Origin of the sequence: Shinella zoogloeoides, from assembly GCF_030733845.1 — a bacterium.
GTDB classification, from domain to species: domain Bacteria; phylum Pseudomonadota; class Alphaproteobacteria; order Rhizobiales; family Rhizobiaceae; genus Shinella; species Shinella zoogloeoides_C.
This window is the reverse complement of the sequence record NZ_CP132311.1, coordinates 1,424,350-1,448,369: the sequence shown is the minus strand read 5'-3', so window position 1 is coordinate 1,448,369 and position 24,020 is coordinate 1,424,350. Positions and strand designations below refer to the sequence as shown.

Here is a 24,020-nt window from a genome sequence, read left to right as displayed (position 1 = left end):
GGATCGCGCGGACGCCCGGACACGACACCCGCCGCCGGCCCGGTGGACGACCCGGCGATCGCCGACGATCTTTTCGACCCTGTCGACGAGCGCGGCCATTTCTTCGAGCGCCCGGCCCGCACGACACCTGCAAAGGCCATCCCCGAGGCGGACGACAAGCATTATCACGGCCATCGCGAGCGCCTGCGCACCCGCTTCCGTGACCATGGCGACACGGCGCTTGCCGATTACGAAATCCTCGAACTGCTGCTTTTCCGCCTGATCCCGCGCCGCGACACCAAGCCGGTGGCCAAGGCGCTGCTCGACCGCTTCGGCACGCTGTCCGGCGTCTTCGGCGCGACGCCGGCGCTGCTGCAGGAGGTCAAGGGCATCGGCGAGGCGGTGGCGCTCGACCTGAAGCTCGTCTCCGCCGTCGCCCAGCGCACGCTGAAAAGCGAGATCCGCAACAAGACCGTGCTCGCCTCCTGGTCCTCGGTCATCCAGTATTGCCACGCCGCCATGGCGCATGAGCCGCGCGAGCAGTTCCGCATCCTCTTCCTCGACAAGCGCAACGCGCTGATTGCCGACGAAGTGCAGGGTCGCGGCACGGTCGATCACACGCCCGTCTATCCGCGCGAAGTGGTGCGCCGTGCGCTGGAACTATCCTCGACCGCCATCATCCTGGTGCATAACCATCCCTCCGGTGATCCGACGCCGTCGCGCGCGGACATCGATATGACGAAGACGATCGTGGAAACCGCCCGTCCGCTTGGTATTACGGTGCATGACCACATCATCATCGGCAAGGACGGGCATGCCAGTCTCAAAGGACTGAGACTTATGTAGGATTCCCGGAATCGGATGAGCGGACCTTCATCCGATTGAAACGGTTCCCTGCCACATTCGGTTGACGAAATTTGCGCGGTAAAGACAATTGCTGCAATGCAATGCGATTCTTCCCGCTGAAGACTGAGGCAATCTCACATGCAGGAATACGATCTCGTTGTCGTGGGCAGCGGCCCCGCAGGCCGGCGCGGCGCCATTCAGGCGGCCAAGCTCGGGCGCAAGGTTCTCGTCGTGGAACAGGGCAAGCGCGTCGGCGGCGTTTCGGTGCATACCGGCACCATTCCCTCCAAGACCCTGCGCGAGACCGCGCTCAACCTTTCCGGCTGGCGCGAGCGCGGCTTCTACGGCCGCGCCTACCGCGTGAAGCAGGAGATCAGCGCCGACGACCTGCGCCGTCGCCTGCTCATCACGCTCGACCACGAGGTCGAGGTGCTGGAACACCAATTTGCCCGCAACCGCGTGCAGCATATCCGCGGCAAGGCGAAATTCCTCACGCCGGAGACCATGGAAATCGTCAAGGACGACGGCGAGACCATCCATGTCAACGGCAAGAGCATCATGCTGGCCGTCGGCACGAAACCCTATCGCCCGGAAAGCATCCCTTTCGACGGCGTCAGCGTGCTCGACAGCGACGAACTGCTCGACATCAAGGAACTGCCGCGCTCCATGGCGGTCATCGGCGCGGGCGTCATCGGCATCGAATATGCCACGATCTTCTCGGCGCTCGACACGCAGGTCACGGTCATCGATCCGAAATCGACCATCCTCGACTTCATCGACCGCGAGATCGTCGAGGAGTTCATCCACGACCTGCGCGACCGCAACATGAAGCTGATCCTCGGCCAGAAGGCGGACAAGGTCGAGAAACTTGCCAACGGCAAGTGTGAGATCACGATGGACAACGGCCGCCACGTCACCTGCGACATGGTGCTCTATGCCGCCGGCCGCGTTGGGGCGACGGACAGCCTGAACCTTGCCGCCGCGGGCCTGACGGCCGATTCGCGCGGCCGCCTCAGCGTGAACCCCGAGACCTTCCAGACGGAAGTGCCGCATATCTACGCCGCCGGCGACGTCGTCGGCTTCCCGAGCCTTGCGTCCACGTCGATGGAGCAGGGGCGCATCGCCGCCCGCGTCGCGGTCGGCGCCATCGCCAAGGAGCCGCCGAAGTATTTCCCCTACGGCATCTATGCCGTGCCGGAAATCTCCACCTGCGGCCTCACCGAGGAAGAGGTGAAGGAGCGCGGCATTCCCTATGAATGCGGCATGGCGCGCTTCCGCGAGACCTCCCGCGGCCACATCATGGGCCTTAATTCCGGGCTCCTGAAGATGATCTTCTCGCTGAAGACACGTCGCCTGCTCGGCGTGCACATCGTCGGCGAAGGCGCGACCGAGCTCGTGCATATCGGCCAGGCCGTGCTGAACCTGAAGGGGACCGTCGAATATTTCGTCGAGAACACCTTCAACTACCCGACACTCGCCGAAGCCTACAAGATCGCCGGCCTCGACGCCTGGAACCGCATGGGCGACCTGTCGCAGACGGGTTGACCCCGCCCAAGGGAGCGGCACATGAAAATCCTGTCGCTGAACGTCTGGGGCGGCATGCTGCACGCCCCGCTCATCGATTACCTCATTAAGGTCGACGCCGATGTCTATTGCCTGCAGGAAGTGCCGCGCGCCATCGGCGCACGGTCCGATTGGCTGACCTATCGCGACGGCGCGGTCGAACTGCAGCAGCGCGCCAATCTCTACCAGGACATCGCCGCCGCCCTGCCCGCGCATGACGGCTTCTTCGCGCCCTCCATGCGCGGCGAACTGATGGATGGCGATGAGGCCTGCTGGCAGGAATTCGGGCTCGCCACCTTCATCCGGCAGGACTTCCCCGTCATCGGCCAGGCGCTCGACTTCGTGCACCAGACATTCTCGCCGCATGGCTTCGGCTCCCATCCGCGCTCACGCAATGCGCATGCCTTCCGCCTGTACGACTACGAGGCGGACCGGCCGATTTGCATCGTGCAGTGCCATGGCCTGCGAACCGAGAACGGCAAAGGCGACACGCCTTGCCGGGAGGCGCAGGCGGAAGCGCTCGTCGCCCTGATCGAGCGCCTGCACAGCAGCGACGAAGCGCTCGTCTTCTGCGGCGACCTGAATATCCTGCCCGAGAGCAACACCTTCAAGACCCTCGCCCGCCTCGGTCTTGCCGACCTCGTCACCGGCAACGGCTTCACCGACACGCGCACGTCGCTCTATACAAAGCCGGGACGTTATGCCGATTACATGCTGGTGAACCAACAGGTGCGGGTTGCCGCGTTTACGGTGGTCGAGTCGCCGGAGGTTTCGGATCACCGGGCGCTGTTGCTGACCCTCGGGTGAAATCCGTCAGGACACGTGGCGCCTTTTCCTAGCTGCCAACAAAAAGGCCGCCCGGAGGCGGCCTTTCGATACGCGGTTGTCGAACCGATTACTCGGCGTCGCCTTCAGCGGCCTTCTTCTTGGCCGGGGCCTTCTTCTTCGGAGCGGCTTCTTCGCCTTCCGCAGCTTCGGCCTTGGCGGCAGCCTTCTTCTTGGCGGGCGCCTTCTTGGCTTCCTTTTCGGAACCCTCTTCGTCGTCAGCCATCAGCTCGTCCTTGGAAACGGTCTTGTCCGTTACCTTGATCTCGCCGAGCAGGTGATCGACGACCTTCTCTTCGAAGATCGGCGCGCGCAGCGATGCGGCGGCACCCGGGGTCTTCTGGAAGTATTCGAGGATCTGCTTTTCCTGGCCCGGGAACTGGCGGAGCTGCTGGTAGAGCGACTGCTGCATCTCTTCGTCCGTTACCTGGACGCCGGCCTTTTCGCCGATTTCCGAGAGAACGAGGCCGAGGCGGACGCGGCGTTCGGCGAGCTTGCGATATTCCTCGCGCGCGGCCTCTTCCGTCGTGTCCTCGTCGGCGAAGGTCTTGCCGGACTGCTGGAGGTCCGTGTTGATCTGGCGCCAGATGTTCTCGAACTCGGCGTCGACTAGGCGCTCCGGCGTGTCGAACTTGTACATCTCGTCGAGCTGGTCGAGGATCTGACGCTTGACCTTCTGGCGGGTGACCGAGCCGTACTGGCTTTCGATCTGGCCGCGGACGATTTCGCGCAGCTTGTCGGCCGATTCGAGGCCGAGCTTCTTGGCGAGCTCGTCGTTGATCTCGACGTCGACGGGAGCGGCAACTTCCTTGACGTTGATGTCGAAGGTAGCTTCCTTGCCGGCGAGGTTGGCGGCCGGGTAGTCGGACGGGAAGTTCACGGTGATGACCTTCTCGTCGCCAGCCTTGAGGCCGACGAGCTGCTCTTCGAAGCCCGGAATGAAGCGGTTGGAGCCGAGAACGAGTTCTGCGTCCTCGTCCTTGCCACCGTCGAAGGCGACGCCGTCGACCTTGCCGAGATAGTCGATGGTGACGCGGTCGCCGTCAGCGGCCTTGCCCTTCTTCGTCTCGTAGGAACGGGCGCTTTCGGCGATCTTGAGGATCTGCTCGTCAACTTCCGCGCCGTCGATGTCAACGACTTCGCGAGTAACGGCGATGCCGGAATTGTCCTTCAGGTCGATGGCCGGAATGACTTCGTAGGACAGGGTGAATTCGAAATCGGCTTCGCCGGCGAGGATTTTCTCGGCTTCGGCCTGATCTTCGGTCATCGCGACTTCCGGCTGCGTCGCGGACTTTTCGCCACGCTCGGAGAGAATCGAAGACGGACGGTCGCGGACGATCTCGTTGACGAGTTCGGCCATGACGGACTTGCCGTACATCTTCTTGAGATGTGCGAACGGCACCTTGCCCGGACGGAAGCCGTTGATGCGGACACGGCCCTTCACATCCTCAAGACGCTCGTTCATCTGAGCTTCCATGTCCTTGGCCGGGATGACGACCTTGATTTCGCGCTTCAGCCCTTCAGCGAGCGTTTCGATAACCTGCATGTTCAAACCTTCATTTCGAGTTGGCGGTGCTCAAACCGGCCTGCCGGTTATGGCGAGCACCCCGCCGGTCCATTTGCCGGCAGTGGCTTTACTGAATTCGGTGGCCTTTTGGCAAGCAAAATGGCGCTCTACAATGCCCACTGCACGCGGAAACCTCTCGTTTCCACGTTTGGTGGCTCTGGTGCGGGTAGAGAGACTTGAACTCCCACGCCTTGCGGCACCAGAACCTAAATCTGGCGTGTCTACCAATTTCACCATACCCGCGTCTCAGAAACCGCTTGCCAAGGGCGGCTCGAAGTCGCTCCCATGGCGCCTTCCGAGCGCGGCGTCTCTATATCACCCGTTTCCGGCGGATCAAAGGAAAAATGCGGCCGAACGTCCGTTCTCCCGGCCGCTTGCGGTCAATATAGCGGTTCGTCGTAGATGGGCTCGCCTTTCAGGATCAGCCGGGCGATCTGCGGCGTGCCGTCCGTTCCGACGCGCACCTCCACCTCCAGCTCTTCCTGGTTGCGGGCATCCTCCAGCACCCTGCCCTCGCCTTCCGGCACATAATAGCGCTCGATTCCGTATTGGACGAAGAGCGTATCGGGAATGCCGCCCGCGACGGACGTGTAGAAATCGAGCGGCAGCGTGCGCAGCACGACGCTGCCCTCCTGCGGCGCGAGGGTGCCGAAACTCGCCTCCGTGGCGGTCCACAGGCCATCGGCGCCCGGCTGCAGGCGAACGGCAAGGCGGCCGCGCGTGCCGCCTTGCGGCACCTCGCCGGTGACGATCGACTTCGGGATGGTCGAGATCGGATAGGACAGGATCACATAGTCGCCGCGCAGGAGATCGCGCGGATCGACGGGCAGCGTCTTCAGCTTGATATCCGCGCCGCTGCGCAGGATGGAGGCGCGGCTCTCGACCATGTAGCCGATGACGGCGGTCTGGAGCGCAGCGGCGACAATGGCGGCGACGAGTGGCGAAAGACGGAAGAACCGGGTTCCGGTCATGGTTCAGGCCTCCACTTTCGTCTGCGCGGCGGTAAAGCGCCGCTCCAGCGCGATCACCGCCCAGGCGATCAGTGCCACCACCACGCCGGAGACGAGGAAGAAGCCGGAGGTGCCGATGATCGAGCCGATCGTTTCGGAGGCAAGGTAAAGCGTCTCGGCCGCGAAGGCGGCATAACCGAGATAGCGTACCGCGCCGTTCTCCTTGCCGGACAGCGCAATGCCGGCGATGGCCGCGACGAGCGTGATGATGCCGAGGAACAGCCGGTACGCGACGCCGTCGAATTCCGCATGAAGCACGAGGAGGCCGAGCAGCAGCACAAGATAGGAATAGAAGGCCGGCGCGGCGCCGGCGCTGCGGGCAATGCGATGAAGCGGCGATTGCGGTACGGCGGCAGCGAGATAGGCAACGGCGCCGAGACCGGCGATGGCGATGGCGGTCACCGGCGACTCGTTCTCGCCATATATATAGCCAAGCCAGGCCACGAGCAGCAGATAGGCAAGATGGCGGACCCGATCGGCGCCCGTATAGCGCACAAGCAGGATGATGATCACGGCCATCAGCGGGATCAGCCATAGCAGCACCGTTTCGTCGGCATTGTAGGACTGCGTCCAGTCTGCTCCTGCCACGACGAAGGCGAGGAACCCGGCAATCGCCGTGACCGCACCGGAGCGGAAGAGCGCCGCCGCGACCACCGCGCCGGCAAACCAGACGAGCATCGCCTGGAACGTATCGCCGGAAAGATGGTACATCTGCCCGACCAGCGCGATCGCGCCACCAAAGGCGAGCGTGCCGAGCACCAGGAAAGCGGCGGCAAGCCGCTCCGCCCCGCGCAGGATGAGCACGCCGCCCGCAAGATAGGCACCCCAGATGATCGCCACGATGCCGACGAGCCGGACAAGACGCGGAATGACATCCCAGTTGGCGGCGATCAGCAGCAGAAGGGCGGCGGAGACAAGCAGCGCTGCGATGATCATCAGCACGCGGCCGAGACTGAAGGAGCTTTCGCGGGAATCATATTCCTTGAGCAGGCGCCCGGCGGTCTGTGCGTCGATCAGGCCCTGCGTCGCCCATAATTTGAGATCGCGTTCCAGCCTGCCCCTGTACATCTATTTCCGCTCCGTTCGATCCGGCCGATTCCGGCCTTGTCAACCGGACGATATAGGGCTGCGAAAAATTCGCAATCGAAGCAGAAATCCGCAAATCGGGCAAATCATCGCTAAATCGCTCTTGGAACGGCGCCTGCGCCCACCAAGATTAACGAGAAATAAAGAAATCCATGGCAAATCTAGTAACAGGAAGCCGATTGGCTTCCCGATTTGGGGCATGCAGCGGGCGCATATCATCCATTCCCATATTGCACTGCACAAAATCGAAAGGCCCGACTATAGTGAAGTCATCGGATCAGAGATGATCCAGCCCGAAATCAGGCGCCTTACAGGCGACAGAAGACGGGAGGGCGGATTGGTCGAACGCCCGGCGTGAAGCCGAAAGACCCGACACTCCGGCAACGGGGATCGAACAGGAATTCGGAGCGACGCACTCCTCCTCCCAGCGTCCCTCCGATACGATTGGCAACACTCCTCCTCCCAGTTGCCAATCATCAATATGACGCCCGCTGGATCTCCTCCCCCAGCGGGCGTTATTTTTTGCGCGGGGCATGGGCCTGCCTCCCAAATCCCCCCGCACGCCGCCAGCTGATTTCGCACCGCATTCGAACGTGAATGCATGGCAACCTTTACCATTGTGTCAAAAAGCCCGGATTTTCGCCAGAATCCCGCCTAAATTTCTGCTTGACATGCACCAATCGCATAGGTGCCGTGCTATTCCAGCGCTGTTCTTTTCGGCGGCGCAGCGTATATTCCATTCCATCAGATCAGGGCGGCGCCAAGGACGAGCGGCCGCCCAGTAGGAAGCCCAAGAAAGGGGTAAAGACATGAACCTGGCACGCTCTTTCAACAACTGGCGCAAGTACCGTCAGACCGTCAGCGAACTCGGCCGCATGACCGACCGTGAACTTCGCGACCTCGGCATCGGCCGCAGCGATATCCCGTACATCGCTCGCAAGGCTGCCAAGTAAGCCTGACGATCCTTTCGGATCTTTTTCGAACGCCCTTCGGTTCCGCCGGAGGGCGTTTTCGTTTTCCGCGCGCCATTTTGCGGCGCACAATGTCGCAATTTTCCAAGTGCGACAAACAGACCGTTTCGGCCAGTGGCTGCCACGGCCCCTATCCGACTGAAACAAAGGCGCTTTTACCCTTTTGGCGTAATTATGGCCACCTTATTGCACAAATGCATAGCAGCTGCATCTTCTTTGCACTGCACACTAGCATAAGTGTCGCGTATATAGGCGTCACGAGCCGGTGAGACGGACCTCCCGGCCAAACACTTCGAGGACAAGACCATGAACCCGATCCGCATTGCAAAGAACTGGATTTCCTACCGCCGCACCCTGAACGAACTCGGCAACCTGTCGAACCACACGCTCTCGGACATCGGCCTGACCCGTTACGACATCCGTGACATCGCTTCGCGGTCCTTCCGCTAAGACATTGCCGGTTTCCGACGCTGCGGCCGGAAACGGCGACGCGCGAGGAACGCTTCAAACGGCACCATACGGTGCCGTTTTTGATTCCGGGGCCATGCAGCAAAGCCGCGCTTTTCCTTGGAATGCGCCGGCCGCCATGGTAACGAACCGCCCATGACAAAGATCACCTCCCCAGTCCCCATCCACGTCATCGGCGGCGGCCTCGCCGGCTCCGAAGCCGCCTGGCAGATCGCCGAGAACGGCGTGCCCGTCATCCTGCATGAAATGCGCGGCGTACGCGGCACGGATGCCCACAAGACGGACGGTCTTGCCGAGCTCGTCTGCTCCAACTCCTTCCGCTCCGACGACGCGACCAGCAACGCGGTGGGCGTGCTGCACGCCGAGATGCGGCTCGCCGGCTCGCTGATCATGCGCTCGGCAGACGCAAACCAGGTGCCGGCCGGCGGCGCGCTTGCCGTGGACCGCGACGGCTTTTCCGCAGCCGTCACCGCGGCGCTCGAAAGCCACCCGCTGATCACCATTACGCGCGAGGAAGTGACGGGCTTGCCGCCGGAGGACTGGGACCAGGCGATCATCGCCACCGGACCGCTGACGGCCCCCTCGCTCGCCGCCGCGATCCAGGCGCGCACCGGCGCCGATTCGCTCGCCTTCTTCGACGCCATCGCGCCGATCGTGCATACGGCGAGCATCGACATGGATATCTGCTGGTTCCAATCGCGCTACGACAAGGTCGGCCCCGGCGGCACGGGCAAGGATTATATCAACTGTCCGATGGACGAGGCGCAGTACAACGCCTTCATCGACGCGCTGATCGCCGGCGACACGACAGGCTTCAAGGAATGGGAAGGCACGCCCTATTTCGACGGCTGCCTGCCGATCGAGGTGATGGCGGAGCGCGGCCGCGAGACGCTGCGCCACGGCCCGATGAAGCCGATGGGCCTGACCAATGCGCATAACCCGACGGTGAAGGCCTATGCCGTCGTACAGCTCAGGCAGGACAACGCGCTCGGCACGCTCTACAACATGGTGGGCTTCCAGACGAAGCTGAAATACGGTGCGCAGGCCGAAATCTTCCGCCTCATTCCGGGCCTGGAGAATGCGGAATTCGCCCGCCTCGGCGGCCTGCACCGCAACACCTACATCAATTCGCCGACATTGCTCGACCGCTCGCTGACGCTGAAGGGTCGGCCGGGCCTGCGCTTTGCCGGCCAGATCACCGGCTGCGAGGGCTATGTGGAAAGCGCCAGCATCGGCCTGCTGGCCGGTCGCTTCGCGGCGGCCGAGCGCCGCGGCGAGACGCCGGTGTTGCCGCCTGAAACCACGGCCTTCGGTGCGCTGCTGAACCATATCACCGGTGGCCATATCGTTTCCGACGACGAGCCGGGAAAACGCTCCTTCCAGCCGATGAACGTCAATTTCGGCCTGTTCCCACCGCTGGATCCCGGCGCGGTGACGAAGCCGGAGGGCATGAAGCGGTTCCGCGGCAAGGACAAGGCGCTCGCCAAGAAGCAGGCGACCGCCGCCCGTGCGCTGGAAGACTGCGCCCGCTGGCTCGGGCGCTGACTCGTACAGTACTCCGCTGAATTATATCAGTTCGGCTGGCCGACGATCTGCGGGCGTGGGCCTGCCATGCCCGGCATGAAACTGCCAAGCAGCCAGAGGGAGACCTCGGCCGCCTGTTTCTCGTCGCGGAACTCGAATGTGCCGCCTTCGAAGGAGGCATTGGAGAACTGCACGGAAAGCCGCTTCGGGCCGGCGCCGGCGACGCGTACGGCGCCGGGCTCGATCAGGTGGCAGGTATAGTGATGGCCGTGGGCGTGCATGACGCCCGCCTTGCCGTCATGCAGCCGCAGGAAGACCGTGCGGCCGTTCGCCGTGCTGATCATGGCACGGATCGCCTCCTCCGGGAAAGCACGGCCGAATTCCACGATCGCAAGGCCCGCATCCTCGCCCGCCATTTCGGCCGCCTCGTTCCGGTTGCGGAAGCTCTGACGGAAGATCAGGCCGGCCAGCAACAGGCAGGCGATGGTGATGGTCCAGAGCATCTCTCCACTCCTCCGCGAAAAACATCCCGTCGCTGTAGCGGACAAGGCTTGCGCCAGTTTTGCGTCCCGTCAAGCAAAGCGGCCAAACGTGCATAATGGTTGCTGACCGGCCAGAAATCCCCAGGAAACGGGTCTCCTCAGAACGGACCGCGGCGCAGCGCCCGCCACATCCACCATTGCCGGCGCCATTGGGCAGGCTGGAGGGAGCGGTCCAGGACGCCGGCTCCCGCTTTCGCGGCCGCATTCAGGATAGGCGGGACCAGCGCGACAGGCAGAAAGGCCGGGCGATTGGCCGGCGAGACGCCGCCCGCAGCACGCGCCTTGGCGAAATGCTCGCGGCCGAGGCCGACGAAGGCCTCCACCGCACGCGCGGCCGCGGCCTTGTCGCTGCCGTCGAGCAGCGCTTCCGGCGTGAGGCCCGTCGCGGCGAGGAGATCGGCCGGCAGGTAGACCTGCCCGCGGCGGCGGTGGATCGGCAGCATGAGCAGAGCGCCGGCGACCGTCTGCGCGACGCCGGCATGGCCGGCAGCCTCCGCCGAGTTCGGCGCGCCCTGCGGGTCGAGAATGAGGCTGGCAAGCTGGACCAGCGCGGACGCCGTTTCGCCCGCATAGCCTTCCAGTGCCGCACGGCTTTCCATCGGGTCGTTGTAGAGATCGAAAATCCGCGCCTCGATCATGTCGGTGAGTACGGCGACCGGCAGGCGGTGCTCCTTGACGCAGGCCATCAGCGCGGCGGCAAGCGGGTTGGCCATGGCGTCCCCGTCGGCCTCGCCCTCCAGCAGGTCGCGCCACCATTGCAGGCGGATTTCGCCGGGAAGCGCCTCGCGCACGGCATCGCGCACCCGCGCGATCTCGGCGTTAAAGGCGTAGAGCGCGGCAAGCGCACCCCGCTTTTCCGCCGGGGCCAGCAGGCAGGCGAGGTAGCGGTCGCGATCGGTGTCGCGCAGCACCGTCAAACAGTGCGCATAATTGTCTTGTGTCTTGTCGCTCACGTCCAGAAAACCGCTTTCAAACCGCGATGAGCGCGACGGCGACCGCCCGGCTCTCGGCAAGCATGACGTTGAACGTGCGCACGGCAGCGCCGGTGCTCATCGGATCGGAGCTGATCCCGCGCTCCTTCAGCGCCGCCTTGATTTCCGGCGGCAGCGGGCGGATTTCCTTGCCGGTGCCGACAAGCAGCACCTCGATCTCGCCCGCCTCTTCCAGCACGCGCTGCAGGTCGGCGACGGTCAGCAGCGTGCCTTCCGTCTTGTCCCAGCCGTAGATGCCGGAGGGCAGGCAGAGAATGGAGCCGCGATGCGACATGTCGGCAAAGCGGAAGCCGCCATTGCCATATGCGTCGATCGGCGCACGCCCGGGGAAATGCGCCTCCCGGATTTCGATGCCTTTAGCCATTGGCTCCCGTCGCCTCCGTGACCGTCTCCTTGCCGCCCTTGCCTGGGCGGTAGCGTTCCGGCCTGAGGCGGAACAGGATGAGAATCGGTCCGGCAATGTAGATAGAGGAAATCGTGCCGATGGCCACCCCGAAGAGCAGCGTCAGCGCGAAGGTGCGGATCGCCTCGCCGCCGAAAAGCGCGAGCGCGGCAAGCGCGATCAGCGTCGTCGCCGATGTCAGCACGGTGCGCGACAGCGTGCGGTTGATCGCGTCGTCGATCAGGATCGGCAGCGGCATACGCTTGAAATGCCTGAGGTTCTCGCGGATGCGATCATAGACGACCATCGTGTCGTTCAGCGAATAGCCGGCGACGGTCAGCAGCGCCGCGACGGCGCTGACGTTGAACTCGATATCGGCGATCGCCAGGAAGCCAAGCGTGAAGAAGACGTCATGGGCGAGCGCGATCACGGCGCCGATGGCGAAATGCCATTCGAAACGGATCCAGATATAGGCAACGAGCGCCAGGAGGCCGGCGACGAAGCCGAGCGTCGCCGTATCGATCAGCTCGCCGGAAATGGACGGGCCGACCACCTCGACGCGGCGGAAATTATAGGCATCCTCCAGCTCGCCGCGGGCGACGAGCACCGATGTCTGCTCGGCATTCTCCCCCTCGCCCTGTGCGCTCAGCCGCACGAGGGCCCGGCGGGCGTCGCCATGGGTGTCGATGCTGAGGATGTCGATCCCGGCGTCGGTAAGGCGTGCGGAAACGTCGAAGAGATCGGCATTGCCGGATTTGGCCTGGATCTCCACCGCCGCGCCGCCGGTGAAATCGATGCCGAGCCTGAGTTCGCCGACCACGAGAAGACCGGCGATGACGAGCGAGAGCGCCGCCGTCGCCAGGAAGACCACGTTGCGCACGGCCATGAAGCGCAGGTTCAGCCGGTCGAAAAGACCAGTGCGCACGCCCTTCGGCAGGTGCGTGGCGTGGCTGCGGCCGAGCCAGGCTCGCACGAGGCGCTGCGTCAGCGTGAAGGTGGTGAAGAGCGTGGCGAGAAGCCCGATGCCGACGGCGAGTGCGAAGGCGCGCACGGGGGCGGCGGAGAGCAGCAGGAGCACGGCGACGGCGATCAGCATCGTCGCGGACGCATCGAGCACCGTCACGCGGGCGCGGCCGAAGCCGATATCGATGGCGTCGCGCAGCGAGCGGCCGTTCTTGGTTTCCTCGCGGATGCGCTCGAAGATCAGCACGCTGGCATCGACCGCAAGGCCGACGGTGAGCACCACGCCCGCGATCATGGACAGCGAGATCGGCGCGCCGATGAGTGCGAGCACCGCGAAAGTCAAAAGCATGTTGAAGAACAGCGCTACGGAGGCGATGACGCCGAGAACGCCGTAGAAGAACGTCATGAAGGCGACGACGGCCGCAACGGCGACCGCGAGCGCCAGCACTATAGTATCGACCGAGGTCGTGCCGAGCGCCGGCTCGATCGAGCGCTCCTCGAGCGTGGTGAGCGGGGCCGGCAGCGGTCCGCTGGCGACGATGCGCGCGATGTTGGCCGCGCCTTCCGCATCGAAATCGCCCGAGAGGCGGCCGACGCCATCTCTGATGGCGCCCTGGATCTGCGACGTCGAGATGACCTGGCCGTCGAGCAGGATGGCGATGGTCCGGCCACCGTTCTGTTGCGTGAAGGCGGACAGCCGGTCGGCCGCCTCCCCCTTCAGCACGAATTCGACGAAGGGCTCGTCATTGGCCGCCGGCTGCGCGGAGGCGACATCCACGGCGGTGAACAGGTCTTCCTGTTTCACCAGGTAGCCGACAGGCGGCTCGCCGGTGGAATAAAGCACTTCCGATCCCGCCGGGGCACCCTCCTCGATCGCCGTGTCGACCGGCATGCTGTCATCAACAAGCCGGGCGGACAGCCGGCCGACCTGCGCCAGCATATCCTTCACGCGCTGGGGATCGGTGAGGCCGGGCATGGAAACGACGATGCGATCGCGCTCGCCGCGCACCACGAGGAGAGAGGGAATGCCGAGGCTCTCGACACGGCGGCGCACCGCATCGACGGCGCCGAGCGATGCCGCGCTGACCGCCTCATCGATGGCCGCGGCCGGCAACACGATGCGGAAGCGTCCGCTTTCCGGCTCGCTGAGCGAGCCGAGACCGAGGCCGGTCAAGGTCTGGCGCGCCGCATCGACGCGATCGGCCGCCGTCACGGCCACGTCGATCGTATCGTCCGCACCGTTGAGATCGCTGTAGGGAATGCGGGCCGCGCGCAGCGCGTTGCCGATCGTCTCCACTCCGGCGCGAAGCCGTTCGGCAGTGATGTCCGCGCGGGAGACGTCGAGGACGAGGCGGGAGCCGCCTGTCAGGTCGAGACCGGGCACGAGGCGGTGGGCGGCGAGCCAGCCGGGAAGGCTGGCGGCCGCACGCGCCGGCAGAAGGCTCGGCAGGATGACAAGGAGGCTCGCCACGAGGACAAGCCAGAGGGACAAGGTCTTCCAGCGGGCGGATTGCTGCATCGCGGTCTCGACTTAGGTGCGGCGACGGCGCCGGCTGAAAACCAGTCGGGCCGCAAGGCCGAGAGTATCCCCGGCCGAGCGGCAGGCCAAGCTTATTCCTTGACGGGTTCGCCCTTGACGCGGACTTCGCTGATGCCGCTGCGTGCGACGCGGACCTTCACGCCCTCGGCGATTTCGACCTCAAGCTCGCTGTCGTCGACGACCTTGGTGACCTTGCCGACGATGCCGCCGCCCGTGACGACCTGGTCGCCGCGGCGGATGTTCTTCAGAAGCTCTTCGCGACGCTTCATGGCAGCCCGCTGCGGACGGATGATGAGGAAATACATCACCACGAAGATGAGCAGGAACGGCAGGATCGACATGAGGATGTCTGCGCCGCCTGCTCCGCCGGGTGCCGCCGTCTGGGCGAAGGCCTCGGTAATGAACATCAACTACTCCTTGAAATCTTGGATTTGCGCGGCCTGAAGGGCCATTTCGGTTGCCGGAATATAGGCAAGCAGGCATTGAATGCAACACACGAGACCGAGAAGCGCTCGTTTTTCAAGCGCTTTCCCCCTTTTCGCAACCCGCCGCCGCATGCTACCCGGCAGGAAGCATGAGGAGAGAGACATTGCAGGAAGATCACGTCAAGCTTCTGCTGGCCGAAATCGGCCGCATCAACGCCGCGCTGGAACGCCTCGCCGGCCCCGCTCCCGCCGTCAACGACTGGAACGCCGCCGACGTCTTCGTCTGGGCGCCGGCCCGCCTGCATGTGCAGCCGGTCAAGCGCCCCAACCGCATCGACATAGACCTTATCCGCGGCGTCGATCATGTGCGCGACATCCTCGTCGACAACACGGTGCGCTTCGCCCGCGGCCTACCCGCCAACAACGTGCTGCTGTGGGGCGCACGCGGCATGGGCAAGTCGTCGCTGGTGAAATCCGTGCATGCGCTCGCCGCGCGGGAAACCGGCGGCGGGCTGAAGCTCATCGAGGTGCACCGCGAGGATATCGCGACGCTGCCAACGCTTCTGGACGTCCTGAAGGAGGCGCCCTTCCCGGTCATCCTCTTCTGCGACGACCTCTCCTTCGACCATGACGACACGTCCTACAAGTCGCTGAAAGCCGCGCTCGACGGCGGCGTCGAGGGCCGGCCGGACAATGTGCTGCTCTATGCGACGTCCAACCGCCGGCATCTCCTGCCGCGCAACATGATCGAGAACGAGCAATCGACGGCCATCAACCCGTCCGAAGCCGTGGAGGAAAAAGTCTCGCTTTCCGACCGATTCGGCCTCTGGCTCGGGTTCTACAAGTGCAGCCAGGCCGAATATCTCGAAATGATCGACGGCTATGCCGGCCATTTCGACCTCGACCTGCCGCAGGAGCAGTTGCACGCCGAAGCCCTCGAATGGGCGACGACCCGCGGCTCGCGTTCGGGCCGCGTCGCCTGGCAATATGTGCAGGACCTCGCCGGCCGCCTCGGAAAGTCGCTCGCCAAATGAAGAAGGCCCGGACGAGCCGGGCCTTTCTTATCGCAATCTGTCGGGGCAACCCTATTCCAAGAAGGTCATCGGGTTGACCGGCGTGGCGTTCTTGCGCACCTCGAAGTGGACCTTCGGGCGGGTGGCGTTGCCGCTCATGCCGGAGGTGGCGACCGTCTGGCCGCGCTGGATCTTCTGGCCGCGCTGGACGTTCAGTTCGCCCGCATGGCCGTAGACCGTCACGGTACCGTCGTCGTGGCGCACCAGAACCGCGTTGCCGAGTTCCTTCAGGCTGCTGCCGGAATAGATGACCACGCCGTTCTCGGCAGCCTTGATGGGCGTGCCCTCCGGTACGGAGATGTCGATGCCGTCGTTGCGGTTACCTTCGACATTCGCACCGTAGCCGGCGATGACCGCGCCGCGCACCGGCCAGCGATATTTGCCGATGCCGGTCGATTCGGGCGCTTCGTCGGTCACGTCGGACTTTTCGGTAGCTTCCGAAACCGAGACCGTCTTCACCGGCGCCTTGTAGCTCTCCGGCTTCTTCTCGCTCGTCTCGACCTTCTTTTCCTTGTTGACCGGAACGGAGGCGGTCACCGTCTTGTCGGTCGTCGTTTCAGCGGCAGCACCGCCGGCCGGGATGACCAGTTTCTGACCGATGCGGATCGAAGCGGTCTCAAGGCCGTTCGCCTTCTTCAGCGCATCGACGGAAACGCCGTTGCTGCGCGCGATCTTGGCGAGCGAATCGCCCGGCTTCACTTCGTAACCGCCCTTGCCCTTGCCTTCGCCGGCGTCCGCAACGTTGGAATTCGTCTGGCCGCTTTCCGACTTCACCTTGTCCCGCGTGGACGTGCCCGGCAGGATGGCGACGTTCTGCTCGCCCTTGCGCTCCGGCGTCGGCAGCTTGTTGTCGACCTTCAGCGTGTGGTCCGTCGAAGCCTTCGCGGCGCTCGACGTGGTGCTGAAGGTGGGGATGACGATGCGCTGGCCCGGCTCGGCGTCCGAGGCGCGCTTCAGGCCGTTGGCGGCGAGGATTTCCTTTTCCGGCACACCGTAGCGGTTGGCGAGCGTCTTCACGCTCTCGCCCTGGCGCAGCATGACGACCGGCGCATTGTTCGTCGACCAGCCCGCCTTGCTCTTGACCGTCGCAGTCGTGAGGTTGTCGGCATCCTCGACGATGGCCTTCGCCTTGCGCTCGCCAAGCGACGCCTGGCGCTCGGTCGACCGGCTGACGCCCGCCGTCGGATTGGCAAGTTCGCCGCGCTGGACGGTCATCGGCGTCGTGGCGAACCGCGTGCCGGAACCGTTGGTGGTCGAGGTGTTGATCGGATCATAGGAAACCGTACCTTGATCCGGGAACGGCTGGTTCAGCGCCTCGTTCCGCGTGCCCATCTGGCCGCCGGAAGCGTATTGCTGGCCACCATTGCCGATATCGCCGCGCGGTACCGGATTGGTATCGCCGCCGCCGAAGAGCGTGCGGCGCGGAACCGAACTGGTGGTGATATTGTCCTGACCGGAACCGGAGAAGAGGCCGCCAAAACGGGAAACGTCTGAGCTGCACCCGGTCGCGGCGCTGGCCAGCAGAGCGGCCACCATGAGGCGGGTCGCAGTCCTAGCAAAACTCGGCGATACACTCTTACGCATGAAACAACCCAATCGGTACGCTACTTGATGTAGGCCGATTAAAGCGCGTTAGAGTTACTGGCTGGTTAAAGCCGGCACAGTCACTATGGTTTTTTGATGAATTGATAACCATGGCCCTGCCGAAGCACGGCAAGGCGAGTGTCGAAACCGCTTAAAAACCCGTCGCGTACATGCTGTCGGCGCGCGAGATGCGGCCGTTGACGCGGGCGACATTCTCCAGGTCGCCGAGGCTCGGCTGCAAGATCGCCGAAATGGGCGTTGCGCGCCGGGCCGTGCGTTCGCCGGCCTCGGTGGCGTTTTCAAGCGCGGCATCGGGCGCCGACATGTCAAGCGCGCTTTCGTTATAGGCAATGGCGCGCAAGGCGGCGATGGCGGGCTCGCGCGTACCGGCATACCGCGCGCTGCGCTGATCCTGCGGCGGCATGCTGTCGAAATATTCGATATAGGCGCGGTAGTAGCCCTTTCGGTCGCCGGCATCGAGGAAGTGGCCGTAGGCGTCGTGCTCGCGCTTTTCGAGCGCCGCGGTGTCGAGATTGTTGCGTTCGGCCTCGGTAAGCGCCGGCTGACTGTAAGCCGTCTCTTCCCTGGCAACGCTCAGTACCAGAAGCGCATCGACGGAAAGGCCGACATGGGCCGACGGATCGGAGCTGCCGCCTGCAAGATGCGCGGTCGAGCCGGCTTCGGCATTCTCCTCGACGGCCTTGCCGGCAGCCTTCGTCGCGAGATAGGCGAGGCTGTCATTGGTCGAGCCGCTGGCGATCCTGTTCGAGACGTACATTTCCCTCTCCATCGGAACGGCCGAACCCTCTGGAAAACCGGCGTTCTGCGTGGAACCTTCTGCTTCGTCTCCGGCCTACGCCTCGAAGCTTGCGCGAAGCTTGCGCCAATTAACAAAAGGTTAACGCGCTGTATTTTCATGCGAAATTCGTGCAACGCACGGCAATAGGCCGGAGGGAATCCGGGCAAAACGACACGAGACTCAGCGGGCGCGCGCCTGCCGAGCCGGGAAAACGGAATGGATTGGCTAGAGGGCCTGCGCCATCTGGGGGACGATCGGCAGGTAGGGCACCGAGAAGAGGTCTTCGCGGTCGAAGCGGCTGCCGGTCTTCACCAGCTTCAGCATGCGGCACTCGGTTTCGCTGACGATGACCGGTGCGATCAGCATGCCGCCGGAAACGAGCTGTTCGGCGAAAAAGCGCGGCAAGGCCGGGAAGGCGGCAGTGACGAGGATGCGATCGAAGGTCCCCTCGCCCGGCATGCCGTTGCTGCCGTCTGCCTGGCGCACGATGACGTTGCGAATACCGGCTTTCTCGATGGATTGCTGCGCGCTGGTCACAAGCGTGCGGTAGCGGTCGATCGTCAGCACGCGTTCCGTCAGGCGCCCCATGACGGCGGCGGTGAAGCCGCTGCCCGTGCCGACTTCAAGGATGCGTTGCCCGGTCTTCAGGTTCAGGAGGTGCAGAAGGCGCACCGCAAGATCGATGCCCTCCATGAAGGAACCGCAGTCGAGCGGCAGGACACGGCGCGAATAGGCCTCGCCGGCAAATTGCGGCGGCACGAAGAGCGTGCGCGGCGTCTGCTCCACGGCCGTCAGCAGGTCGAGATTGTTGATGCCCTGGCCACGCAGGCGCAGCGCCAGCGCGGCAAACCCCTCCTTCTCGATCACCCGGCCCGTGTTCAATCCGCATCCTCGCCGATGAGCGCGCGCTGAACGCGGTCGAGCACGGTGTAATCCGTGAGGTCGAGCTTCAGCGGCGTCACTGAAATCTTGTGGTTCTTGACCGCGTGGATGTCCGTGCCGGCGCGGAAGTCGCCCTTCCGCTCGCCGAAGCGCAGCCAGTAATACGGCAGGCCGCGGCCGTCGGCACGCTCGTCGATCGTCAGGCCGAAATCGAGCTTGCCCTGAGCCGTCACCTCGACACCCTGAAGGTCCTTCGGCGCGCAGTTGGGGAAGTTCAGGTTGAAGAAGGTCCAGTCCGGAAGCTCGACGTCCATCAACTGCCGGATGAGTTTCGGCGCGAAGGTCTCGGCCACTTCCCACGGCACGACGCGGCCGCCGGCGTGGTTGTAGGCCTGGCTCAGCGCCATGGACTTGATGCCCTGCAGCGTGCCCTCGATGGCGCCGGCGATCGTGCCGGAATAGGTGACGTCATCGGCCATGTTGGCGCCGACATTGACGCCGGAGAGGACGAGGTCGGGTTTCTCGTCGAGCACTTCGCGCACGCCCATGATGACGCAGTCTGTCGGCGTGCCGCGCAGCGCGAAACGCTTGTCGTCGATCTTCCGGAGACGAAGCGGCTCCGACAGCGTCAGGGAGTGCGCAAGGCCGCTCTGGTCCGTCTCGGGCGCGACGATCCAGACGTCGTCCGTCAGTTCGCGGGCTATACGCTCGAGGGCCGCGAGGCCCTCGGCGTGGATACCGTCGTCATTGGTCAGAAGGATGCGCATCTCGTCTTCCGCCTCAGGCGGCCTTCTCGATCTTCTTCAGGCCGCCCATATAGGGCAGCAGGGCCTCGGGCACGGTGATCGAGCCGTCGGCGTTGAGGTAGTTTTCCATGACGGCGATCAGCGCGCGGCCGACAGCCGTGCCCGAACCGTTCAGCGTGTGCACGAACTTCGTCGCCTTGTCGTCCTTGCCGCGATAGCGCGCATTCATGCGGCGCGCCTGGAAATCGCCGCAGACCGAGCAGGACGAGATTTCGCGGTAGGTGTCCTGGCCGGGGAGCCAGACTTCGAGGTCGTAGGTCTTGCGGGCGCCGAAGCCCATGTCGCCCGTGCAGAGCGTCAGGATGCGGTAATGCAGGTCGAGGCGTCGCAAAATCTCTTCCGCGCAGGCCGTCATGCGCTCGTGCTCCTCGATCGAGCTTTCCGCATCGGTGATCGAGACGAGTTCGCACTTCATGAACTGATGCTGGCGCAGCATGCCGCGCGTGTCGCGGCCGGCCGAGCCCGCCTCCGAACGGAAGCACGGCGTCAGCGCGGTAAAGCGCAGCGGAAGCTTCTCCTGATCGAGGATGTCCTCGCGCACGAGATTGGTGAGCGAAACTTCCGCCGTCGGGATCAGCCAGCGGCCGTCCGTCGTGCGAAACAGGTCCTCGGAGAATTTCGGCAGCTGGCCGGTACCGTACATGGCATCGTCGCGCACGAGCAGCGGCGCATGGACTTCCGTATAGCCATGTTCCTGCGTGTGCACGTCGATCATGAACTGGCCGAGCGCGCGTTCAAGACGCGCAAGCTGGCCCTTCAGTACGGTGAAGCGCGAACCGGCGATCTTCGCGGCGGCTTCGAAATCCATCCAGCCGAGCGCTTCGCCGATTTCGTAGTGTTCCAGCGGCTTGTGGTTCCAGCCGGGCTTCTGGCCCCACTTTCCCTTTTCCACATTGCCCGCCTCGTCCGAGCCGACCGGCACGTCATCGAGCGGAATGTTCGGGATGCGCGAGAGAGCGTCGTTGAGCTCGGCCGTGACCTGACGCTCTTCCTCCTCGGCGGCCGGAAGCTGTTCCTTGATGGCGGAGACTTCGGCCTTCAGCTTGTCGGCAAGCTCGCCGTTCTTGCTCGCCATGGCCGCGCCGATCTCCTTGGAGGCCGCGTTGCGGCGCGACTGCATGTCCTGCGCCTTCTGGATGACGCTGCGGCGCTTCTCGTCGAGGTCGATCAGCGTCGCTGCAAGGGGGCTCGCGCCGCGCTTTGCCAGAGCGGCGTCGAGAGCATCGGCATTGTCGCGGATCCATTTGATATCAAGCATTGTCGTTCCAGGCGTTTCCGTGGATTGAGACCCACTTACGCCCGGCAGCGACCTGCGGCAACGCCGCCGGCGAGGCCTCAGTCGGCCTCACCCGGTGTTGCAACGACCTCGTTTTCCGCATCCTTCGCGTTCGAGGCGCTCGCCCGCTGCCGTTCGATGAGTCGGGCCGTGTAGATGGAAATCTCGTAGAGAAGGATGGCCGGCAGTGCAAGGCCGATCTGGGAAACCGGATCGGGCGGCGTCAGCACGGCGGCCACGACGAAGGCGATGACGATCGCGTATTTGCGCTTGTCGGCGAGCGCCTTTGCATCGATGAAGCCGGTGCGAACCAAAAGCGATGAGATGACCGGAAGCTGGAAGACCAGACCGAAGGCGAAGATCAGCGACATGATCAGGCTGAGATATTCGGAAACCTTCGGAAGAAGCTGGATCGAGACCTGCCCTTCGCCGCCGCCCTGCTCCATCGCCAGGAAGAACCACATGACCATGGGCGTGAAGAAGAAGTAAACGAGCGCCGCGCCGATCAGGAAAAGGATGGGCGATGCGATCAGGAACGGCAGGAAGGCGGCGCGCTCGTTCTTGTAGAGGCCGGGCGCCACGAACTTGTAGACCTGCTGGGCGATGACCGGAAAGGCGATGACCAGCGCGCCAAACATGGCGACCTTGATCTGCGTGAAGAAGAATTCCTGTGGCGCCGTATAGATCAGCTCGACATTGCGATGGGAAAGCCCCGCCCACTCCACCGCCCATTTGAAGGGCAGGACGAGCAGGTTGAAGAGCTGCTTGGCGAAGTAGAAGCAGACGAGAAAGGCGACGAAAAACGCGCCGACCGCCCAGAGCAGGCGCTGGCGAAGCTCGATCAGATGCTCGATGAGCGGCTGGGGCTTGTCTTCGATATCGCCGCTCATGCCTTGTCCTTCCTGGTCTTCGCAGTCTTGGACTTGGCGGAAGCGGCCGTCTTGCCGGCGGCTGCCTTCGCGGCCGGCCTGGCGGCTGCCTTCGTCTCGGCCTCACCCTTTGCTGCCGCCTTGCGCGGCTTTGCCGTTGTTTCGGCGCCCTCGGCGGCCTTCTTCGCCGCCGTCTTCCTTGTCGCGCCCGTCTTCAGTGGAGTGGCGGCGACAGGCTCGGCGGAGGCCGGCTTCTGCGCTTCCGACGGCACGGCGACCGGCGCGGCGGCGACACTGTCGGCCGGATTGGCGGCTGTCACTGGCGTCGAAACGCTGCTGGTCGACTTCTGGAGATCGGCCTTGATCTCCTCGCCCATCTGGCGAAGCGGATTAACCGCCTCGCGGATCGTGTTGAGCGGATTGAGCTTCTGCGCTTCGCCGATCGTCTTCTTGACGTCTTCCAGATCGGCTTCGCGCAACGCCTCGTCGAACTGCTGGCGGAAATCGCTCGCCATGCCGCGCATCTTGGAGACCATGCGCCCGAACGTGCGCAGCATCTGCGGCAGGTCCTTGGGACCCACCACGATGATCAGAACGATGGCGATGACGAGTATTTCGGTCCAGCCGACGTCAAGCATAGGGTATTGTCCTCATGGGCCGCGAACCACCGTTCGCGGCCGGATGCCGGTCACTTGACCTCGTCGGCCTTGTGATCGACGGTCTTCGCCTTGTCGGTCGAAGCGGCGTCCTCGTCGGACATGCCCTTCTTGAAGCTCTTGATGCCCTTGGCGACATCGCCCATCAGTTCCGGAATCTTGCCGCGGCCGAACAGCAGCAGCACAACCACCAGAACGATCAGCCAATGCCAGATGCTGAAAGAACCCATTCCCGTAACTCCCGTTGAAATCTGAACCCGATTTAAGACGTTCAGACGTCTTTTTCAAATACCAGTATGTCGCGGTGGTTAGCCGAAAGCGTGACGTCGCGCAATCCGGCAGCCAATTGGTCCGCGCGAACGCGCGCCCGGACCGGCCGGTCCGCGCCGGGAACCGCCAGTTCCAGCAGTTCGACCACGCCGAGAAAGCGCCGCGACAATATGCGCGCGGGCGTCTCGCCGCCTTCTTCGCGTACGCTGAGGCCCGACAGGCGCACGGCGACGCGCACCGTCTGCCCGTCGGAAAAACGCCGGCCATCGACGTTGCCGAGCGGCGTTTCCACAACGCCGCCGCGCACATGGCCGGAAAATTCGTTGATCTCGGAAAAGAAGGCCGCGGCGAAGATGCTGCGCGGATTGAGGTAGAGGTCTTCCGCCGTGCCGACCTGCACGAGCCGGCCGTCCTTCAAGAGCGCGATCCGGTCGCCCATGCGCATCGCCTCCTCCGCGTCATGGGTGACGACCATGGCGCTGGCGCGCGAATGGCGCAGGATCGCCAGCGTGTCGGCGCGGATCGAATCCTTGAGGCGCGAATCGAGGCCGGAGAACGGCTCGTCCATCAGAAGGACCGAGGGGCGCGGCGCGAGGGCGCGGGCAAGCGCCACGCGCTGCTGCTCGCCGCCCGACAGCATGTGCGGAAACTTTTGGGCATAATGCGACAGGCCGACCCGTTCGAGCGCCGCCTGCGCTTCCGCCTCGGCCTCCGCGCGCGGCAGCGCCGTCAGTCCGAACCGCACATTGTCGAGCACCGACATATGCGGAAAGAGCGCGAAATCCTGGAACATCAGACCGACGCCACGCCGCTCGGGCGGCAGGAAGACGTTTGGGCCGGCGATCTCGCGGTCGTTGAGCAGCACGCGGCCGGCGGTCTGCGCCTCGATGCCGGCGGCGATGCGCAGGAGCGTCGTCTTGCCTGAACCGGACGGACCAAGCAGACACAGCACTTCGCCCGGCTCCGTCGTCAGCGAAATGCCGCGGACCGTTTCCTTGTTGTGGTAGCTGTGGTGGATATCCTCGAACGACAGGCGCGCCGCGAAGGTCACCGCCGATGCCCGTCTCGTCTCGATGCCGTTGGAACCTGACGGGTCCGAAGCCATTTGCGAAGTCTTTCCCT

At 64.2% G+C, this 24,020-nt stretch carries 23 protein-coding genes, 1 tRNA gene and 1 pseudogene; 7 read left to right on the top strand and 18 right to left on the bottom strand.

The genetic code is table 11. The features are described from left to right. Window positions 1-66 precede the first annotated feature (66 nt). From radC to Q9316_RS08190, 3 genes and pseudogenes are all read left to right on the top strand, one after another. Window positions 67-825: pseudogene (radC, locus tag Q9316_RS08200) on the top strand (RadC family protein); the annotation flags it as partial. Between the two features lie 138 nt (window positions 826-963). After that, window positions 964-2,370, top strand: a complete 1,407-nt coding sequence (gene sthA, locus Q9316_RS08195) for a Si-specific NAD(P)(+) transhydrogenase (protein WP_306034692.1) — start codon at window positions 964-966, stop codon at window positions 2,368-2,370. Between the two features lie 21 nt (window positions 2,371-2,391). After that, on the top strand, window positions 2,392-3,195 hold the full coding sequence (locus tag Q9316_RS08190) for an endonuclease/exonuclease/phosphatase family protein (protein WP_306034691.1): 804 nt from the start codon (window positions 2,392-2,394) through the stop codon (window positions 3,193-3,195). Window positions 3,196-3,283: 88 nt separating this feature from the next. On the opposite strand, the gene tig is transcribed toward Q9316_RS08190, so the two are convergent. The 4 genes from tig to Q9316_RS08170 all read right to left on the bottom strand — a co-directional run bounded on the left by tig (window position 3,284) and on the right by Q9316_RS08170 (window position 6,858). Next, complete coding sequence (gene tig, locus Q9316_RS08185; RefSeq protein WP_306034690.1) at window positions 3,284-4,759, bottom strand: trigger factor; 1,476 nt, start codon at window positions 4,757-4,759, stop codon at window positions 3,284-3,286. 179 nt (window positions 4,760-4,938) lie between these two features. After that, a tRNA-Leu gene (locus tag Q9316_RS08180) sits at window positions 4,939-5,023 on the bottom strand. A 137-nt stretch (window positions 5,024-5,160) separates the two neighbouring features. Then, complete coding sequence (locus Q9316_RS08175; RefSeq protein ID WP_306034689.1) at window positions 5,161-5,751, bottom strand: GDYXXLXY domain-containing protein; 591 nt, start codon at window positions 5,749-5,751, stop codon at window positions 5,161-5,163. 3 nt (window positions 5,752-5,754) lie between these two features. Continuing rightward, on the bottom strand, window positions 5,755-6,858 hold the full coding sequence (locus tag Q9316_RS08170) for a DUF2157 domain-containing protein (RefSeq protein WP_306034688.1): 1,104 nt from the start codon (window positions 6,856-6,858) through the stop codon (window positions 5,755-5,757). An 827-nt stretch (window positions 6,859-7,685) separates the two neighbouring features. Here Q9316_RS08170 and Q9316_RS08165 point away from each other — a divergent pair. The 3 genes from Q9316_RS08165 to trmFO all read left to right on the top strand — a co-directional run bounded on the left by Q9316_RS08165 (window position 7,686) and on the right by trmFO (window position 9,860). After that, window positions 7,686-7,829, top strand: coding sequence for a DUF1127 domain-containing protein (locus tag Q9316_RS08165; protein WP_226919264.1), 144 nt, complete (start codon window positions 7,686-7,688; stop codon window positions 7,827-7,829). A gap of 324 nt (window positions 7,830-8,153) precedes the next feature. Next, window positions 8,154-8,297 (top strand): DUF1127 domain-containing protein, encoded by a 144-nt coding sequence (locus Q9316_RS08160; protein ID WP_119258352.1) that lies wholly within the window; start codon window positions 8,154-8,156, stop codon window positions 8,295-8,297. Window positions 8,298-8,450: 153 nt separating this feature from the next. Beyond that, window positions 8,451-9,860, top strand: coding sequence for a methylenetetrahydrofolate--tRNA-(uracil(54)-C(5))-methyltransferase (FADH(2)-oxidizing) TrmFO (gene trmFO / locus Q9316_RS08155; RefSeq protein WP_306034687.1), 1,410 nt, complete (start codon window positions 8,451-8,453; stop codon window positions 9,858-9,860). A gap of 26 nt (window positions 9,861-9,886) precedes the next feature. On the opposite strand, the gene Q9316_RS08150 is transcribed toward trmFO, so the two are convergent. The 5 genes from Q9316_RS08150 to yajC all read right to left on the bottom strand — a co-directional run bounded on the left by Q9316_RS08150 (window position 9,887) and on the right by yajC (window position 14,665). Further along, the gene (locus tag Q9316_RS08150; RefSeq protein ID WP_306034686.1) at window positions 9,887-10,342 is read right to left on the bottom strand and encodes a hypothetical protein; all 456 of its coding nucleotides are present in this window, start codon (window positions 10,340-10,342) and stop codon (window positions 9,887-9,889) included. 137 nt (window positions 10,343-10,479) lie between these two features. Further along, window positions 10,480-11,334 carry a phytoene/squalene synthase family protein gene (locus tag Q9316_RS08145; protein WP_306034685.1) on the bottom strand — a complete coding sequence of 285 codons (855 nt, stop codon included), beginning with the start codon at window positions 11,332-11,334 and terminating at the stop codon, window positions 10,480-10,482. 16 nt (window positions 11,335-11,350) lie between these two features. Further along, on the bottom strand, window positions 11,351-11,737 hold the full coding sequence (locus Q9316_RS08140) for an Mth938-like domain-containing protein (RefSeq protein ID WP_306034684.1): 387 nt from the start codon (window positions 11,735-11,737) through the stop codon (window positions 11,351-11,353). Next, complete coding sequence (gene secD / locus Q9316_RS08135; protein WP_306034683.1) at window positions 11,730-14,237, bottom strand: protein translocase subunit SecD; 2,508 nt, start codon at window positions 14,235-14,237, stop codon at window positions 11,730-11,732. The genes Q9316_RS08140 and secD overlap by 8 nt, the downstream gene beginning before the upstream one ends. Window positions 14,238-14,329: 92 nt before the next feature. Beyond that, window positions 14,330-14,665, bottom strand: a complete 336-nt coding sequence (gene yajC, locus Q9316_RS08130) for a preprotein translocase subunit YajC (RefSeq protein ID WP_306034682.1) — start codon at window positions 14,663-14,665, stop codon at window positions 14,330-14,332. A 167-nt stretch (window positions 14,666-14,832) separates the two neighbouring features. On the opposite strand from yajC, the gene Q9316_RS08125 reads away from it, so the two are divergent. Continuing rightward, window positions 14,833-15,717 (top strand): ATP-binding protein, encoded by an 885-nt coding sequence (locus Q9316_RS08125; RefSeq protein WP_371877973.1) that lies wholly within the window; start codon window positions 14,833-14,835, stop codon window positions 15,715-15,717. 51 nt (window positions 15,718-15,768) lie between these two features. Here the strand turns inward: Q9316_RS08125 and Q9316_RS08120 are convergent, their stop codons facing one another. The 9 genes from Q9316_RS08120 to Q9316_RS08080 all read right to left on the bottom strand — a co-directional run bounded on the left by Q9316_RS08120 (window position 15,769) and on the right by Q9316_RS08080 (window position 24,003). After that, window positions 15,769-17,340: a peptidoglycan DD-metalloendopeptidase family protein gene (locus tag Q9316_RS08120; protein ID WP_306034680.1), complete on the bottom strand. Its 1,572-nt coding sequence runs from the start codon at window positions 17,338-17,340 to the stop codon at window positions 15,769-15,771. A gap of 151 nt (window positions 17,341-17,491) precedes the next feature. Further along, entirely contained in the window at window positions 17,492-18,118 is a 627-nt protein-coding gene (locus tag Q9316_RS08115) for a hypothetical protein (protein ID WP_306034679.1), read from the bottom strand. A 246-nt stretch (window positions 18,119-18,364) separates the two neighbouring features. Then, window positions 18,365-19,021, bottom strand: a complete 657-nt coding sequence (locus Q9316_RS08110) for a protein-L-isoaspartate(D-aspartate) O-methyltransferase (RefSeq protein ID WP_306034678.1) — start codon at window positions 19,019-19,021, stop codon at window positions 18,365-18,367. After that, a complete protein-coding gene (surE, locus tag Q9316_RS08105) occupies window positions 19,018-19,788 on the bottom strand; it encodes a 5'/3'-nucleotidase SurE (RefSeq protein ID WP_306034677.1) in 771 nt (256 codons plus the stop codon). The genes Q9316_RS08110 and surE overlap by 4 nt, the downstream gene beginning before the upstream one ends. Window positions 19,789-19,801: 13 nt before the next feature. After that, on the bottom strand, window positions 19,802-21,085 hold the full coding sequence (gene serS / locus Q9316_RS08100) for a serine--tRNA ligase (protein ID WP_306034676.1): 1,284 nt from the start codon (window positions 21,083-21,085) through the stop codon (window positions 19,802-19,804). 77 nt (window positions 21,086-21,162) lie between these two features. Beyond that, on the bottom strand, window positions 21,163-21,993 hold the full coding sequence (gene tatC, locus Q9316_RS08095) for a twin-arginine translocase subunit TatC (protein WP_306034675.1): 831 nt from the start codon (window positions 21,991-21,993) through the stop codon (window positions 21,163-21,165). Next, the gene (gene tatB, locus Q9316_RS08090) at window positions 21,990-22,610 is read right to left on the bottom strand and encodes a Sec-independent protein translocase protein TatB (RefSeq protein ID WP_306034674.1); all 621 of its coding nucleotides are present in this window, start codon (window positions 22,608-22,610) and stop codon (window positions 21,990-21,992) included. The genes tatC and tatB overlap by 4 nt, the downstream gene beginning before the upstream one ends. Before the next feature lie 50 nt (window positions 22,611-22,660). Further along, window positions 22,661-22,858 carry a twin-arginine translocase TatA/TatE family subunit gene (locus Q9316_RS08085; protein ID WP_306034673.1) on the bottom strand — a complete coding sequence of 66 codons (198 nt, stop codon included), beginning with the start codon at window positions 22,856-22,858 and terminating at the stop codon, window positions 22,661-22,663. Between the two features lie 41 nt (window positions 22,859-22,899). Continuing rightward, window positions 22,900-24,003: an ABC transporter ATP-binding protein gene (locus Q9316_RS08080; RefSeq protein ID WP_306034672.1), complete on the bottom strand. Its 1,104-nt coding sequence runs from the start codon at window positions 24,001-24,003 to the stop codon at window positions 22,900-22,902. Window positions 24,004-24,020 lie beyond the last annotated feature (17 nt).